The organism is Flavobacterium artemisiae (genome assembly GCF_042678225.1).
Lineage (GTDB): Bacteria > Bacteroidota > Bacteroidia > Flavobacteriales > Flavobacteriaceae > Flavobacterium > Flavobacterium artemisiae.
In genome coordinates, this window is the sequence record NZ_JBHUDZ010000009.1 from 213,268 (window position 1) to 229,334 (window position 16,067).

Here is a 16,067-nt window from a genome sequence, read left to right on the forward strand (position 1 = left end):
TGTTTATCTTTAAGTAACATTACATACCTAATTATGTTTAAAGAAATTACCAACCAATTCGTAAAAACATTTATCTATGAAAAAAATAATAATGTTGCTAGGGATGTCGGCAGTGCTGATATCATGCTCTAGTTCAGTTGCAACTGTTGCAAATGTAGGAGAAAGTAAACAGAAAGTCATTAAAACACTAGGGACTCCAGTAAGGACTTTGGACAATAGTAAAGACGGAGAAATTCTTGTTTACGCCGATCAGGTTTTCTTAAACAATCATTCTGATTCTCAGATGGCGGGAGAACATTACTGGCGTTACAATTATATTTATATAAATAAAGAACAAAAAGTTACTTCTACAAGACAAGAAAAACAGAATTATCCGCCGCAGGCAATAGATTCAGTAAAACTTTCAGGAATGAATTTACTAACGTCTAAGTAATTTTTTTCATCTAAAACTCTTTAATAATTCGTATTTTTAAAATTTAATTTTAGAAATACGAATTATTATTTAATGGCAGCAGCAAAAATAAAAATACTAGCCATTACAGGCAGTACAAGAAAGAATTCTAGTAATTTTAGAATCCTTAATTATATTTCAAATCATTTAGATTCGAAATTTGAAGTCGAAATATTTGAAGATATAGATCAGCTTCCACATTTTAATCCAGGTTTGGACAATCAAAACCCTCCAACTGAAATAGATTCCTTTAGAAATAAAATAATAAATGCTGATGGTATTATTATCTGCACTCCAGAATATGTTTTTAGTCTTCCTGGAAGTTTAAAGAATGCTTTGGAGTGGTGTGTTTCTACTACTATTTTTTCAAATAAAAAAACGGGCTTGATAACGGCATCTGCATCGGGAGAAATGGGGCATGAACAGCTTTTGCTTGTTATGAAAACCCTTGAAGCTAAATTTGATGCTACAACGGAGCTTTTAATACAAGGTGTACGCGGAAAGGTTAATGATAAAGGTGAAATTGTGTCTGTGGAGACTGCAGAAGCGCTTCAAAACTTTATAAAAAACTTTGAGAATCATTTTTTATAATATATTTACTTTCTGAAATTATATCGACAATGATTACCAGAAGAAATTTTATTGTAACTACAGGTCTTGCTGCAACAGCTGTTTTGGCAGCGCCTTCATTCGCATTTTCTATGAAAAAAAGAGAAATAGGTTTACAGTTATATACACTTCGTGATGAACTTCCGAAAGATGTAAAAGCAACTTTAGAAATAGTTTCAAAAGCGGGATATAGCAATGTAGAAACGTATGGATTCTCGATAAAAGATCAGTTTTGGGGATTAACTCCGAAAGAATTAAAAAAGATTCTGGATGATAATGGTTTAAAAGCTGTGAGCGGACATTATAATTTAGGAAGTTTTTTATACGATGGAAACACAGCAGAATTATTGGCTTCGATTGAAGCGGCAAAAATTCTTAAAAGTGAATTTTTAACTGTTCCGTGGGTTGATGAACCTTTTAGAAAATCTATTGACGATTATAAAAAGATTGCTTCGCGTTTAAACGAAGCTGCAAAATTGTGTAAAAAAGAAGGCTTAAAACTGGCATATCATAATCATGATTTTGAATTTCAAAAACACGATCAAATTACAGGTTATGAAGTTTTATTAAATGAAACGGATAAAGATTTGGTTTTCTTTGAATTAGACTTGTATTGGGTAATTCATTCTGGAAATGATCCTTTAAAACTGTTTAAAGAAAATCCGGGGCGTTTTAAAATGTGGCACGTAAAAGATAAGGATAAAAAGAATAATGATTTTAATACAGAAATAGGCTCTGGAACTATTGATTTTAAACCTTTATTTGCTTCAGCTAAGCGATCTGGAGTGGTGCATTTCTTTGTAGAACAAGAAAACAATTTTGCAGTAAATTCTTTTGAATCAATAAAAACAAGTTGCGATTTTATTTCCAAAAACTTAATTTGATATAACAGAAACTTATGAAAAGACTTCTTTTTTTTGCTCTTTTAATTTTATGCTCTTGCCAATCAAATAAAAAAGAGAATGTAAATTCAAATACAACTTCAGTTTCAAAACCGATTCCGCCTCCAGAACCTTATATTGTCGATATTCAAGCTAATGATGTTAAACTTGGTACACCTGCGTATGGAGATTGGTTATTTTCTCATAAAGAAAAAGGACAGAGTTTTGAGCAATTTTACAAGTCAAAACATATTATTCCAACATCAGAAGAAAATATTATTTACTTACAGCCTATTGGTGAATTTAATGTGGCACAAACAAAACAAATAGAGTTAGTTCGTCAGTATTTGCAAATATTTTTTCAGTTAGAAACAAGAACTTCAAAAGGCATTTCAAACGATATTATTCCGAATCATGCCAGACGAATTGGAGACATGGAACAAGAGCAGTTTTTAGCAGGTTATATTTTGCGTGATGTTCTAAAAAAGGAGAAACCCGAGAAAGGAATTGCCTTAATGGCGATAACAGAAAAGGATTTATATCCCAAACCAGAATGGAGTTATGTGTTTGGACTTGCTTCCTACAGTGATAAAATTGCCGTAAGTTCTATTTATAGAATGCAAAAAGAAGCTGATTTTAATTTAGCTTTAGATCGATTTCTAAAAATCTGCTCGCATGAAATAGGCCATATGTTTGGTCTGCATCATTGTATTGAAGCCAATTGTGTAATGAACGGCACCAACAGCATGTTTGAAACAGACAAGCATTCTATTAGATTGTGTTCGCTCTGCCAAAGAAAATTAAATTCGGGACTTAAATACGATAATCTAAAAAGATTAAAAGAACTCGAAAAATACTTTAAAGAAAATAAGCTGAACGAAGGTTTAGCGTTAATGGAAAAAGATATTCAAACATTAAAAATTAAATAGAAATGGCTACAAGCAAAGAATTTATAAAAGGAGACGAGATAGAATGGGAAGTAGTAGGCGAAGGAATCAAACGTAAAATTTTAGCTTTTGATGACAAAGTAATGCTTGTAAATGTTCATTTCGAAAAAGGTGGCATCGGCGTTTTACATGATCATTATCATTCGCAGGTTACCTATATTGCAAGCGGTAAATTTGATGTAACGATCAGTGGTGTTACGCAAACGCTCAAAGAAGGAGATAGTTTTTACATTCCACCGCACGCTGTTCACGGTGTCGTGTGTTTAGAAACTGGAATGTTAACGGATGTTTTCAGCCCTGCAAGAGAAGATTTTTTGAATTATTAAAAGCATAAAAGAGAATAAATACAACCATATAAGTGATTTAAGAAAATTTAAGTTTGAACGCTGTCAATCTTTTTAAATGAACTTATATCACTTATATGGTTAAAAAAAAATAAGTATTTTTAAAGTTTTGCTAAAGATTAGATTGGTATTTTTGCAGCATGAATTTATCTAAAACTAATGTCCTGTTTATGGCAGTTTGCACTGGTCTTATAGTTGCAAATCTTTATTACTGCCAGCCCTTAATTGTCTTAATTGCGAACGAATTTAAAATTCCCGAAGCCAGCGCCGGAACAATAACGTATCTAACTCAGGCAGGTTATGCTGTCGGACTGTTTTTTATGGTGCCTCTTGGCGATAAATTAGAACGAAAAAAGCAGATTTTAATGACCACTTTTGCTTCTGTGATTGCTTTATTGATTGCAGCTACAGCAAAAAGCTTTTTAATTTTACAAATAGCCTCACTTCTTATCGGAATCACATCTATTGTACCGCAATTGATATTACCGCTTGCTGCGTCATTAAGCGCACCTGAACAACGCGGAAAAGTAGTAGGGACAATTATGAGTGGACTTTTGGTTGGAATTTTGCTTTCGCGAACATTAAGCGGTTTTATTGGTCAGGTTTTAGGCTGGAGATCGATGTTTTATATTGCATCTGGAATTTGTCTTTTGATCTTTTTTGTGATTCAAAGTAAATTCCCAGAAAATAAACCACAGTTTCAAGGTACTTATGGCCAGTTGATTCAGTCTTTGTTTACACTTATAAAGACACAGCCTGTTTTGCGCGAAGCAACGGCAATCAATGTTTTTAGTTTCGCTCAATTTGGAGCTTTCTGGACTACAATGGTTTTGCTGTTGTCTGGAGAACCATTTGGTTTTAATAGTGCGACGATTGGTTTATTCGGAATCGTTGGTGCTTCTGGAGCATTAGCGGCACCTTTGGTTGGAAAACTTGGAGATAAAGGAAATTCTAGAATAGCGGTAGGTTATGGTTGTTTATTGATCTTGATAAGTTTCTTGGTTTTCTATTTTTCTATAGAAAGTGTGATCGGAATCGCAATCGGAATTGTATTTATTGATATTGGAATCCAAGGAGTTCATATCTCCAACCAAACACGTGTTTATTCTTTACTGCCAGAAGCCAGAAATAGACTAAATACGGTGTTTATGTCGTTAACCTTTTTAGGAACCGCCGCAGGATCTGCTTACGGATTATTATTATGGAAAGTTGGAGGCTGGCACGCTGTAACAATTGGCTGTATGGTTTTGTCTTTGCTTTCTTTAGCAGTTTATGGTCTTACTTATAAAAGAAAATCTAAAAGATAGAAATCTAAATTTTTTGATATGAAAAAGATAACAGCAATTTTAAGTTTGGTTTTGATAACTCAGTTTTGTGTCAGCTGTGAAAAGACGTTGTCTGACGAACAAATAAAACAATATATGTGGAAGTGCGGTCAGCCGTGTGGATTAGGAGATCTTATTGTGTTTAATCAAAATGTCATTCTTAAAAACGATACTATTTTTTTAAATCAACAACCTTATGCGAAAATCGTAGATAAAACGAACGGTTTTGATGAAGACACGAAAATAGCGGTGATCAATCTGCAAAATCCGGTAATTAAGGATACATGCATTTTTCACGCAAAATGATAAAAAATTAATTTGTAAATTTGCAATTAAATTAAAAACAACAACGATGGAAAACGGAATATACGCTAAATTTAATACTAGCAAAGGTTCAATTTTAGTAAAATTGACACACGATTTGACTCCTGGAACAGTAGGGAACTTCGTAGGATTGGCAGAAGGAAATTTAGAAAATAAAATTAAATCACAAGGAAATAAATACTACGATGGATTAAAATTTCACCGTGTAATTCCTGATTTCATGATTCAAGGAGGTTGTCCTTCTGGAACTGGAACTGGTGGTCCTGGTTACAAATTTGATGATGAATTTCACCCAAGTTTAAAACACGATCGTCCTGGAGTTTTAGCAATGGCTAACTCTGGTGTAGGAACAAACGGATCTCAATTTTACATCACTCACGTACCAACTTCTTGGTTAGACGGAAAACATACTGTTTTTGGTCACGTAGTAGAAGGACAAGATGTTGTAGATGCTGTTGCTCAAGGTGATGCTTTAGAATCTGTAGAAATCGTAAGAGTAGGAGATGAAGCTGAAAAATGGAATGCTATTGAAGCTTTCAGAGTTTTTGAAGGTTCTCGTGCAAAACGTGAAGAAGCAGAAAAAGCAGCTGCTGAAGCTAAAATGGAACAATTGGCTGCTGGTTTTGATAAAACGGAAAGCGGATTACGTTACAAAATGATTCAAAAAGGTGACGGAAAAAGAGCTGAAGCTGGAAAAACAGTTGCAGTTCACTACGAAGGATCTTTAGAAACTGGAAAAGTTTTTGATTCTTCTTACCCAAGAAAAAAACCAATCGAATTTAGATTAGGCCAAGGTCAAGTTATCGAAGGATGGGACGAAGGTATTGCTTTATTGCAAGTTGGAGACAAAGCTCGTTTTGTAATTCCTTCTCATTTAGCATACGGATCTTCTGGAGCTGGAGGGGTTATTCCACCAAACGCTACTTTGATTTTTGATGTTGAATTAATGGAAGTAAAATAAGGAATTTAGACTAATTTTAAATTGTCTTAATACTGAATCCCATTCGCAAGTCGGATGGGATTTTTTTTATATTTACTTTAAAAACAAAGACAATGAAAAAATATGTAATCCTTACAGGATTTGCGTTAGTTTTGGCTTCTTGCGGTACTCAGAAGGCAGTTCCGGTAGCAGCAGCTGAAAAAGCTCCAGAAGCAAAAACAGCAGTAGAATTAACGCCAGAGTTGGCAGAAGGCAAAAACTTGTACGAAAACAGTTGTGCAAAATGCCACAAACTATACGAGCCGGTAAAATTCTCAAAAGAAGAGTGGGCTCCAATTTTGGTTAGAATGCAAAAGAAAGCGAAGTTAGATGATGTGAAAATGGCTTCGATTACCAATTATATTCACTCGCAGTTGTAATATTGCGTTTTTAAGGAAGACTAAAAACTATTCAGTATTTATATTGGATAGTTTTTTTTTATTTAAAAAAGAAATAAAAAAACACCGTCACGAATGAGGTGTTCAAAAAAATTAAGAGTTACTTACAGCAACAATTTTTAAAGTTTTAATTCCGGCAGGAAGTTCCCAGTCTACTTGGTCATTTTCTTTAAAACCAATAATAGCAACGCTTAAAGGAGCAAGAATAGAAATTTTAGATTGTTTAACATCTGCAGAAGAAGGAAGAACAATCTGAATTTTCATTTGTTTGTTTGCTTTGACGTCTTCAACAGTTACGGTCGAATTAATCCTGATAACAGATGTGTCGAGCTCGCCTTTACTTATAACTGCGCGGTCTAATTCCTGAGAAAGCTGATTAGCTTCTCTGGCATTTGTATCATTTTTACTTTTTAAAATTAATTCTCTCAGTAATTTATAATCAGCTGAGGTAAATGTTGGTGTGGGTTTCATAGTTTGATCCATTTATAATGTTGTTAAAGAATTATTTAAATATTTAAATGATTTATCCCTTTAAGAAATAATTGTTTTAAAAATGAGTTTGTAGAAAAATAAAAATTACTTGAAAGAGAAAACTCCCTCAAATACAAAATGAATTAAAAATCCTGGTAAAAAATCCTCCGCCGAAAGAAGAAACTGAAATAGACGGAGGCCTAAAAAATAAAGGCCTTGTTATGTGAAATAATTACAGCAGCAGTCGATTTTCCTGTGTAAGAAAACGACTTTTTAAAAGCTGTAAATGGTATTATATTTCCCATAAATTTTAACAAATTGATCTGCAAAGATAAGCAAACTTTTTAAATAGTAACAAATTACTGTTTCCATTTAATGCTGCAGCCAATACTTGGTTTTTGTAGCTCGTTTAAAGTTCTGTTGTAAATTAAGGCGTCGATTGCACCTCGTAAGTCGCTTCCACTTAACGGAATTCCGTTGCCAGGTCTTGAATCGTCGAGTTGTCCGCGATAAAATAATTTGTCTTCATTATCAAATAAATAAAAGTCTGGAGTACAAGCGGCTTCATAAGCTTTTGCTGTTTCTTGACTTTCATCATATAAATAAGGAAAATCGATTTTGTTTTCCAATGCAAATTCTGCCATTAATTCTGGACCGTCTTGCGGATATTTTACAACATCATTGCTGGAAATAGCAATTACGCCAATTCCCATAACGCGGTAATCATTGGCAATCATCACAATTTCTTTGATTACATGATGCACAAACGGACAGTGATTGCAGATAAACATAACCAATGTGCCTTTTGATCCTTTTAAATTTTTGAACGAATACGTATAATTCGAATTCGTGTCTTTTAAAAAGAATTCTGGAGCAATTGTCCCTAAAGGAAGCATGTTTGAAGCTGTTTGTGCCATTTTCGAATAGAAATTAGATTTTCAAAAATAAAACTAATATTCTGTAAATAAAAGCGCACAAGAATAAAAATATCCAGAGAACCATCTGTTAATCAAAACGCAGTTCCCTGGATAAATATAGAAGTTTTATGAATTTAAAAAATGAAGTAAATCATCGTTTAATTTTTCTCTTTCAGTATAAAATAATCCATGCGGTGCACCTTCGTACACAATGTATGTATTGTCTGCGATAGCTTCAGCAGCTTTTTTTGAAGTCAAATCAATCGGGACAATTTTGTCATCATTTCCATGAATAATAAGAGTTGGAACATTTACAGTGTGAAGTTCGTCTCTAAAATCGGTATAAGAGAAAGATTCAGCACATTTTAATGTTGCATGCGGTGATGCAAAAGAACAAAGCATTCTGTAATATTCTAATAAAGGAGTACTGATCGGTTTGTTGATGATATTAACTCCAAAGAAAGTTTTTCCGAAGTTATCTACAAATCCGATACGATCTTCTTTTATTGCAGTCGCAGTATTTTCACTTTTTTCTCTCGGATGCCCGTCTGGGTTATCTTCAGTTTTTAGAAGAAACGGAATAATAGAAGAAATTAATCCAGCTTTTGTAACGCCTTTTCCGCCATGTCTGCTGAAATAACGAACCACTTCGCCGCCACCCATAGAAAAACCAATTAGTGCAGCATCTTCAAGTTGTAATTGTTCGATAATTGCACTCAAATCATCTGTAAGTGTGTCGTAATCGTAACCGCTCCATGGCTGTGAAGATTTTCCAAAACCTCTTCTGTCATAAGCAATAACCCTAAAGTTGTTCTGAACCAGAAATTCGATTTGATATTCCCACATTTCATTAGACAAAGGCCATCCGTGAATTAAAATTACTGGTTTTCCTTTTCCGTAATCTTTTACATAAAGTTTTACGTTTTTGGCAGTTTCTATATATTTATCGGTATTGTGTAGTCTGATATCAAAATCATGATCCCTAAGAGATTCGCTGGTATTTACTAAACTATTATCCATTTTTTATATCCTTTTAATGTTAGTTTTGCTTACAAGTTTTGTAAAATTATAAGCTAAGTCGAGAAAAAAGATTATAGAATTAGTTCAGATCATTACAAAATTAATAGGTTTGTAAATCTCGATAAATAAAGCACAAATGGATTTAACTTGGAACGAATTTGAAAGAACCGATATGCGCGTCGGCACCATAATAGAAGTAAACGATTTTCCTGAAGCTAGAAAACCGGCTTTTCAGCTCACAATTGATTTTGGTTCTGAAATTGGAATTAGAAAATCATCGGCACAAATAACAAAACGTTATTCAAAAGAAGAATTATTGAATCGTCAGATTGTTGGTGTGGTTAATTTTCCGAAAAAACAAATAGGAAAATTTATGAGCGAATGTTTGGTTTTAGGAGCTGTAGGCGAGGAGGGAGATGTGATACTATTAGCTCCTGATTTTAAAGTGCCGGAAGGACTGCGCATAGGATAGTGTTCAGTGTTTAGATTTTTAGTGTTCAGCTAGGCATCAGTTCCCCCTGAACACTAAAAACCAGAACACTGATTACTTTTGTATGTTTTCAATTAACTTCTGTAAAATCAACTGTCCTTCTTCCCAATATTTTAAATCAGAATCAGAGTTGATGTGACCTTGTTTTCCAATGTTTACAAAATCACTTCCCCATTGTTCTGCTAAGTATTTTTTTCTTTCAAAAGAAGCATAAGGGTCATTTTCGCTTGCCACAACTACAGACGGAAATGGTAATTTGTAAAGCGGGATAGGAGAAAAATTTCTCGTACATTCTGGTGTATGATCTGGAGAATCTACATCGGCGGGAGCAACCAAAAATGCCCCGATAATATTCGGATTCTGATTTTTTTCTGCCCAATGCAAAACCAAAGAAACAGCCAGACTATGTGCTACTAAAACGGTTGGTTTATTAAGTTTTAAAATGTTTTCATTTAATCTTTTCAGCCATTCTTCTCGAATGGGTTCATCCCAATTATCTTGTACAATACGAATTGAGTTTTCGAATTTTTCGTGCCAGAAAGTCTGCCAGTGTTTTTCTCCAGAATCTCCTAATCCTGGAATAATTAAAATTTGTGTCTCCATTGCCGTGGAATTTTATTTAGTGATTATTTTTTTAGTTCTTTTAAAATTCGGTTTACTTCATTCACCAAAAGCGGAAAACCAGGTTCTGTCATTCCGTGGCCGTAACCGTCAAGTTCGTAAAGTTTGGTTTGTTTGTGACCTACGAGTTTCATCATTCTTGCCATGTATGCGTTTTCTTCATAACGGCCTAACATTTCCAATTCGCGGTCTCCAGTTATTAATAACAAAGGCGGCGCATCGGCACGAACATAATATAAAGGTGCAAAAGTGTCTATAGTAGGCTGTTTTTCTGGAATTCCGTTTTCTCTTCTAATTTCAAAATGCGTAATGCACTGCCCGCTAAACGGAATTAATCCCGCAATTTGATTAGCATCGATATTTTCTTTCTGAAGCCATTTTTTGTCTAGCCCAGTCATCATAGCCAAATAACCGCCTGCCGAATGTCCAGAAACAAAAATCAAAGATTTATCGCCTCCGTAATTTGATATATTGTTAAATGCCCAAGCAATTGCAGCAGCAGCGTCTTCAATACATTTTGCTGCTTTTACTTTTGGAGAAAGTCTGTAATTTACTCCAATAATGGCAAAACCTTTATTTTTTAAAGCTTCAGGAATTTCTTTGTTGCCGCCTGTTAAGCCTCCGCCATGAAACCAAACAATTGTAGCAAAATTGGTTTTGTTTTTAGGATAATAGATATCTAAAACGCATCTTTCGTTAATGTATTTGTCTGATTTATTTACAGATGCGCTATAATATTGAATGTTGTTTTTCGTTTCATATTCTACATTTTGTGCAGAAATTGAAACTGCGAAGAAAATAAGGCTTAAAAGAAGAATTAATTTTTTCATTATTAAGATGTTTAATTACTAATTTAAAATCAGATTTTAGTTCTAAATCTAAAATTTAAAAGCTGCAATCTAAAATTGAATCTGTAATATATAAAAAAAGTCCAAAATGCAGGACAAATTGGACTCGTACTTTATAGAAAGTTTATTTTTGAATTAAATATCATCAAAATCAATATCTGTAAAACTAGATCTTTGGCTTTCAGATTTATCAGAACTGTATTCTTTTTTAAAATCTTTTTGATGTCTTTCAGAAATTACTTCTTCTCCTTTGTGGTTTAAAACATAAGAAGTCATTTCTTCTAATATTTCGGCAAAGGCACCAAAATCTTCTTTATATAAGTAAATTTTGTGTTTTTTGAAATGGAATGAACCATCTTCTTCAGTAAATTTTTTGCTTTCAGTAATCGTGATATAGTAATCATCAGCTTTAGTAGCTCTCACATCAAAGAAATAAGTTCTTCTTCCTGCTCGTAATACTTTAGAAAAAATCTCTTCTTTTTCTAACATGTCATTTTCTCTCATAATACGTTCTATCATTTTTGGAATTAATAGTAATCAAAAATCATAAAAAATTATCTATTACGCAACAATTAAAGTAATTCTTTTTCCGAAAGTTGTTTTAAATATAACGATGCATAATAGCCCTCCTGATTTATTAATTGATTATGAGAGCCTTGTTGAATGATGCGTCCATCTTCGAGAATAATAATTTTGTCTGCGTTCTTTGCAGACGAAACGCGATGGCTCACAATAATAGTAGTTTTGTCTTTTGAAATTTCAAATAAGTTATTCAAAATCATTTCTTCAGTTTCGGTATCAACCGCAGACAAACAATCGTCAAAAAGTAAAATTGCTGGATTTTTAATAATAGCTCTCGCAATAGAAACACGCTGTTTTTGTCCGCCAGAAAGTGTGATTCCTCTTTCTCCTAAAACGGTGTCATACTGTTTATTAAATGCAATAATGTTATCGTGTACAACAGCATTTTTTGCTGCTTCAATAACTTCTTCATCCGTTGCATTTTGATTTCCGAATTTGATATTATTTTTAATAGTATCCGAGAATAAAAAAGCATCTTGAGGTACAATTCCGATATTGTTTCGAAGGTCATTCAAATTCAAAGAACTGATTTCGTTTTTATCAATTGTAATCTCTCCATCAGTAACGTCATATAGTCTCGAAATTAGAGAAAGAATGGTAGATTTTCCAGATCCAGTTTTTCCTAAAATAGCCAATGTTTCTCCTTTTTTAACTGTAAACGAAACATCTTTCAAAGCTTCGATGTTTGTGTCTTGATAAGTGAAGTAGACATTATTAAACGCAATTTCTCCTGTGATAAAAGATGGATTTTCGTTGTTATTTTTAATTTCGGGCTCAATTTTTAAAAATTCATTTAAACGTTTTTGAGACGCCTCAGCTTCCTGAACCATAGACGAAACCCAGCCTAAAGAAGCAACTGGCCAAGTAAGCATATTTACATATAATATAAATTCGGCAATTGTCCCAATATTCGGAATCGTTCCGTTAATGTACATTACACCTCCAAAATAAATCACCACTAAATTACTGATTCCGATAAGGGCAATCATCAAAGGTCCGAACAAAGATTGTACTCTTGCCAGACTTAAACTTTTACGTTTGCTTTCTTCGGCAAGATCAACCATATTGTTTTGGTGCTGGTTTTCTAAAGAATAGGCTTTAATAACTCTTATTCCAGAAAAAATTTCTTGCGTAAAACTGGATACTTTAGAAAGATATTGCTGAAAAGTAGTGCTTCGTTTATTGATTTCTGAACTTAACTTAAAAATACAATAAGAAAGAATGGGAAGTGGCAATATGGTATATAAGGTAAGCAGCGGTGATACATTGTACATATATATTATAACGATCGTAAAGCGAATAAATGTATTAATACTATACATTACGGCTGGACCAACATACATACGGACTTTCGAAACATCTTCACTGATACGGTTCATTAAATCCCCAGTTCTATTTTGTTTATAGAAATTCTGTGAAAGATTTTCATATTGTTTGAAAACTTCATTTTTCAAATCAAACTCGATATGGCGCGACATTACAATTAGAGTTTGACGAGTTAAAAAAAGAAAAAATCCTGAAACTACAGCAGTTACGATAATTAATAAAACATTATGAACGAGACCTTCATAATAAGAATCAATAATTATCTGTGAAGATTGTTCTGCTTTTGAAAGTTTATCAAATTTTTCAATAGCGTCTAATGACTTGCTAATCAGTTTTGGAGTAAAGAGCGCAAATATTTGTGAGATTATAGTGATTAAAATACCTAGTAAAAAACTGTATTTATATTTAATGAAATATTTATTTAAATAGCTTAATTCTTTCATTTTTTTAAGAAATCTGATATTGAATTGTTTTAGATTTAAGAATTATTATTAAATAAAATTATAATAATTTGCGATTAATCAAAACAATTGTATTGTAAAATTGTTGTTTTAAAGATAAAAAATTAGCACATGTGTATTTTTTAATTATGTTTGAGTTGTCTTTTTGACGAATTCATAATTTTAACCTAATTAATACTAGCGCTATGGATGCAACTTTCGCAACTGCAAAGGAACTTCAAAAAATGGATCCTGTTTTTGGTCAATTATCTTTTGACGATCACGAACAAATTGTATTTTGCAATGACAAAGATACAGGTTTAAAAGCAATTATTGGTATTCATAATTCGGTTATGGGGCCAGCTTTGGGAGGAACCAGAATGTGGAATTATAACACAGAATGGGAGGCTTTAAACGATGTTTTACGTCTTTCAAGAGGAATGACTTATAAATCTGCCATTACTGGACTTAATATTGGTGGTGGAAAAGCGGTTATTATTGGTGATGCTAAAACGCAGAAAACGCCTGAGTTAATGCGCAAGTTTGGAGAATTTGTTCACTCTTTAAGCGGAAGATATATTACTGCTGAAGATGTTGGAATGGAAACAAAAGACATGGACACTGTGAGAGATGTTACGCCTTATGTAACTGGAATTTCTGAAGAAAGAGGTGGATCTGGAAATCCTTCTCCTGTTACAGCTTACGGAGTTTATTTAGGAATGAAAGCAGCAGCTAAAAGTCAGTTTGGTTCTGATGTTTTAGATGGTAAAAAAGTTTTAGTGCAAGGAATTGGACATGTGGGGGAAACTTTAGTGGAGTATTTAACTAAAGAAGGTGCACAAGTAACAATTACTGATATTAATGAAGAAAAATTATATCAGGTTGCCCAAAAATACAATGCTACAATTTACACTGGTGAAGATTTATATACTGCAGATGTAGATATCTATGCGCCATGTGCGATGGGAGCAACAATTAACAATGATACAGTTAACAAAATTAATGCTAAAGTAATTGCTGGTGCAGCAAATAACCAATTGGCAGACGAAAATGTTCACGGTGCAAGATTACAGGAAAGAGGCATTTTATACGCTCCAGATTTCTTGATCAATGCAGGTGGAATCATCAATGTTTATGCTGAATTAGCTAATTATGGTAAAGCTGAAATCATGACTAAAACAGAGAATATCTATAATACAACTTTAGAAATTATTGATTTCGCAGCTAAAAATAACATTACGACTCATAAAGCAGCGCTTACAATTGCTCAAAATCGTATCGATCAAAGAAGAATTGAAAACGCTAAAAAATAATTTAAGTTTTTATTGAAATTTAAATAGACAAATTTAAATCTCAGTTTTCAGTTTTTCTGAAGCTGAGATTTTTTTTGTTATGAGATTGAAAACAGAATATTATTTTTTAAACGATATCTCAAAATAAACGTTTTTTTAATGTTTAAATTTTAATATAAGCATCAAAAGTTATACTTTTGCAGACTAATTTTAAAATGTTCTTACAAGGTGGTAAATAGAAGACATATACGCATTAAAGTAATGCAGTCCATTTATGCAATGCATCAAAGCGGTTCTGATAATCTGGAAAAAGAAGAGAAATTTCTTTTTTACAGCATAGATAATATTCAGGACTTATATCTTATAATGCTTTCTTCATTGATAGAAATTTGTAAAAAAGAGTCTGTTTTTTTACATCTGTCAAGTAAAAAACATCTTGCTACTGCAGCAGAACGTAATCCAAATGAAAAATTTATTAAAAATAAAATTTTTCAACTTCTTGCCGAAAGCAATTCTCTTAGCATCGCTCTAGAAAACCGTAAAATCAATAACTGGTCATTAAACGATGATTATATTATTTTGCTTTTAAATGATGTTAAAGCAAGTGATATTTACAAAAAATACATGAGTAACAATGTAAATACATTTGAAGAAGACAGACAATTTATAATTGATTTGTTCGAAAATGTGATTGTTCCGAATGAAAAATTATACGAATATCTGGAAGACGATAAATTAACTTGGGTTGATGATATTCCTGTTGTAAATACACATATCATTAAACAATTAAAAGCAATCAAAACAGAAGAGCCGGACGATTTTAGAGTTCCTAAATTGTACAAGGATGTTGAAGATAAAGATTTTGCGAAAGATTTGTTTAGAAGAACAATTTTGAACGAAACTGCTTTTGCAAAAGAATACGAAGACAAAACGCCAAATTGGGACAGTGATCGTATTGCTGAAATTGATACTATTATCTTGAAAATGGCAATTTGTGAGTTTATTAAATTCCCATCGATTCCGGTAAAAGTAACTCTTAACGAATATTTAGAAATTGCTAAAGAATATTCTACTCCAAAAAGCAGTATTTTTATCAACGGAATTTTAGATAATTTGGTAAAAGAACTTACTGCTAACAAAAAAATGATAAAAGTAGGAAGAGGGTTGATGTAGGATATACAAAAAACAAATTTTAAAATTCCAAATTCCAATTCCATGTCACTCTGAGCGAAGTCGAAGAGCTGATTTTAAAAAGATTTAAATAATTATAAAACAATAAAAAATAAAGATTATGTCAGAAATAATGAAATTCGCTCCTTACTTATTAATGTTCGTAGTATTGTATTTCTTTATGATTATGCCTGCGCAAAAAAAGGCTAAAAGAGAAAAAGAATTTGCTCAAGCTTTAAAAGTAGGAGATAAGATAATAACAATTGGCGGGATCCACGGAAAAGTTGCTGAACTTTCAGAAACTTCTTTAGTGATCGAAACAATGTCAGGAAAATTAAAAATCGAAAGATCTGCTATTTCTTTAGATAAAACTGCAGCTTTGAATAATGTGAGTAAAAAGGCATAAGGTTTTTTAGAAATTTCAATAAAATTTAAAATCCCAAATTCCAATTTTGTAATGGAATTTGGGATTTTTTTTTAAACCCGACAGGTTTTAAAAACCTGTGGGGTTTACTGTATATTACAAATCTTTGTAGAGTTTCTTCCGAAGATTCCTCGTTCCTCGGAATGACAAATTGTTGTGATAACGGTTCTGAATACTCTAGTATGTCATCCTGACGAAGGAAGGATCT

Annotated in this window: 20 protein-coding genes; 13 read left to right on the plus strand and 7 right to left on the minus strand. The window is 32.7% G+C overall.

Annotation, left to right across the window (positions count from 1 at the left end; translation table 11 throughout):
* The first annotated feature begins 76 nt into the window (after positions 1-76).
* From ACFSC2_RS10030 to ACFSC2_RS10070, 9 genes are all read left to right on the plus strand, one after another.
* On the plus strand, positions 77-433 hold the full coding sequence (locus ACFSC2_RS10030) for a hypothetical protein (RefSeq protein ID WP_379814123.1): 357 nt from the start codon (positions 77-79) through the stop codon (positions 431-433).
* 72 nt (positions 434-505) lie between these two features.
* Positions 506-1,042 carry an NADPH-dependent FMN reductase gene (locus ACFSC2_RS10035; protein ID WP_379814122.1) on the plus strand — a complete coding sequence of 179 codons (537 nt, stop codon included), beginning with the start codon at positions 506-508 and terminating at the stop codon, positions 1,040-1,042.
* Positions 1,043-1,071: 29 nt separating this feature from the next.
* The gene (locus ACFSC2_RS10040; protein ID WP_379814121.1) at positions 1,072-1,944 is read left to right on the plus strand and encodes a sugar phosphate isomerase/epimerase family protein; all 873 of its coding nucleotides are present in this window, start codon (positions 1,072-1,074) and stop codon (positions 1,942-1,944) included.
* A 14-nt stretch (positions 1,945-1,958) separates the two neighbouring features.
* Positions 1,959-2,870 carry a reprolysin-like metallopeptidase gene (locus ACFSC2_RS10045; RefSeq protein ID WP_379814120.1) on the plus strand — a complete coding sequence of 304 codons (912 nt, stop codon included), beginning with the start codon at positions 1,959-1,961 and terminating at the stop codon, positions 2,868-2,870.
* A 2-nt stretch (positions 2,871-2,872) separates the two neighbouring features.
* A complete protein-coding gene (locus ACFSC2_RS10050) occupies positions 2,873-3,214 on the plus strand; it encodes a cupin domain-containing protein (protein ID WP_379814119.1) in 342 nt (113 codons plus the stop codon).
* A gap of 188 nt (positions 3,215-3,402) precedes the next feature.
* Complete coding sequence (locus tag ACFSC2_RS10055) at positions 3,403-4,539, plus strand: MFS transporter (protein ID WP_379814118.1); 1,137 nt, start codon at positions 3,403-3,405, stop codon at positions 4,537-4,539.
* An 18-nt stretch (positions 4,540-4,557) separates the two neighbouring features.
* A complete protein-coding gene (locus ACFSC2_RS10060) occupies positions 4,558-4,863 on the plus strand; it encodes a hypothetical protein (protein ID WP_379814117.1) in 306 nt (101 codons plus the stop codon).
* 46 nt (positions 4,864-4,909) lie between these two features.
* Positions 4,910-5,842: a peptidylprolyl isomerase gene (locus ACFSC2_RS10065; protein ID WP_379814116.1), complete on the plus strand. Its 933-nt coding sequence runs from the start codon at positions 4,910-4,912 to the stop codon at positions 5,840-5,842.
* A 92-nt stretch (positions 5,843-5,934) separates the two neighbouring features.
* The gene (locus ACFSC2_RS10070) at positions 5,935-6,240 is read left to right on the plus strand and encodes a cytochrome c (RefSeq protein ID WP_379814115.1); all 306 of its coding nucleotides are present in this window, start codon (positions 5,935-5,937) and stop codon (positions 6,238-6,240) included.
* A 111-nt stretch (positions 6,241-6,351) separates the two neighbouring features.
* On the opposite strand, the gene ACFSC2_RS10075 is transcribed toward ACFSC2_RS10070, so the two are convergent.
* The 3 genes from ACFSC2_RS10075 to ACFSC2_RS10085 form a co-directional block, all read right to left on the minus strand.
* A complete protein-coding gene (locus ACFSC2_RS10075; protein ID WP_379814114.1) occupies positions 6,352-6,729 on the minus strand; it encodes a GreA/GreB family elongation factor in 378 nt (125 codons plus the stop codon).
* Between the two features lie 359 nt (positions 6,730-7,088).
* Positions 7,089-7,646 (minus strand): thioredoxin family protein, encoded by a 558-nt coding sequence (locus ACFSC2_RS10080; RefSeq protein ID WP_379814112.1) that lies wholly within the window; start codon positions 7,644-7,646, stop codon positions 7,089-7,091.
* Positions 7,647-7,772: 126 nt separating this feature from the next.
* The gene (locus ACFSC2_RS10085) at positions 7,773-8,666 is read right to left on the minus strand and encodes an alpha/beta fold hydrolase (RefSeq protein ID WP_379814111.1); all 894 of its coding nucleotides are present in this window, start codon (positions 8,664-8,666) and stop codon (positions 7,773-7,775) included.
* Between the two features lie 136 nt (positions 8,667-8,802).
* Between ACFSC2_RS10085 and ACFSC2_RS10090 the strand changes: the two genes are divergently transcribed.
* On the plus strand, positions 8,803-9,138 hold the full coding sequence (locus tag ACFSC2_RS10090; RefSeq protein WP_379814110.1) for a tRNA-binding protein: 336 nt from the start codon (positions 8,803-8,805) through the stop codon (positions 9,136-9,138).
* 72 nt (positions 9,139-9,210) lie between these two features.
* Here the strand turns inward: ACFSC2_RS10090 and ACFSC2_RS10095 are convergent, their stop codons facing one another.
* The 4 genes from ACFSC2_RS10095 to ACFSC2_RS10110 all read right to left on the minus strand — a co-directional run bounded on the left by ACFSC2_RS10095 (position 9,211) and on the right by ACFSC2_RS10110 (position 12,976).
* Complete coding sequence (locus tag ACFSC2_RS10095; protein WP_379814109.1) at positions 9,211-9,759, minus strand: RBBP9/YdeN family alpha/beta hydrolase; 549 nt, start codon at positions 9,757-9,759, stop codon at positions 9,211-9,213.
* 23 nt (positions 9,760-9,782) lie between these two features.
* Positions 9,783-10,607 (minus strand): alpha/beta hydrolase, encoded by an 825-nt coding sequence (locus ACFSC2_RS10100; RefSeq protein ID WP_379814108.1) that lies wholly within the window; start codon positions 10,605-10,607, stop codon positions 9,783-9,785.
* A gap of 153 nt (positions 10,608-10,760) precedes the next feature.
* Positions 10,761-11,129, minus strand: a complete 369-nt coding sequence (locus ACFSC2_RS10105; RefSeq protein ID WP_379814308.1) for a PUR family DNA/RNA-binding protein — start codon at positions 11,127-11,129, stop codon at positions 10,761-10,763.
* 68 nt (positions 11,130-11,197) lie between these two features.
* A complete protein-coding gene (locus ACFSC2_RS10110) occupies positions 11,198-12,976 on the minus strand; it encodes an ABC transporter ATP-binding protein (RefSeq protein WP_379814107.1) in 1,779 nt (592 codons plus the stop codon).
* Positions 12,977-13,179: 203 nt separating this feature from the next.
* Here ACFSC2_RS10110 and ACFSC2_RS10115 point away from each other — a divergent pair, with 203 nt between their 5' ends.
* The 3 genes from ACFSC2_RS10115 to yajC all read left to right on the plus strand — a co-directional run bounded on the left by ACFSC2_RS10115 (position 13,180) and on the right by yajC (position 15,841).
* Positions 13,180-14,286: a Glu/Leu/Phe/Val family dehydrogenase gene (locus ACFSC2_RS10115; protein WP_379814106.1), complete on the plus strand. Its 1,107-nt coding sequence runs from the start codon at positions 13,180-13,182 to the stop codon at positions 14,284-14,286.
* Positions 14,287-14,526: 240 nt separating this feature from the next.
* The gene (gene nusB, locus ACFSC2_RS10120; RefSeq protein ID WP_379814307.1) at positions 14,527-15,438 is read left to right on the plus strand and encodes a transcription antitermination factor NusB; all 912 of its coding nucleotides are present in this window, start codon (positions 14,527-14,529) and stop codon (positions 15,436-15,438) included.
* Between the two features lie 118 nt (positions 15,439-15,556).
* Positions 15,557-15,841, plus strand: coding sequence for a preprotein translocase subunit YajC (gene yajC / locus ACFSC2_RS10125; protein WP_379814105.1), 285 nt, complete (start codon positions 15,557-15,559; stop codon positions 15,839-15,841).
* Positions 15,842-16,067: the final 226 nt, after the last annotated feature.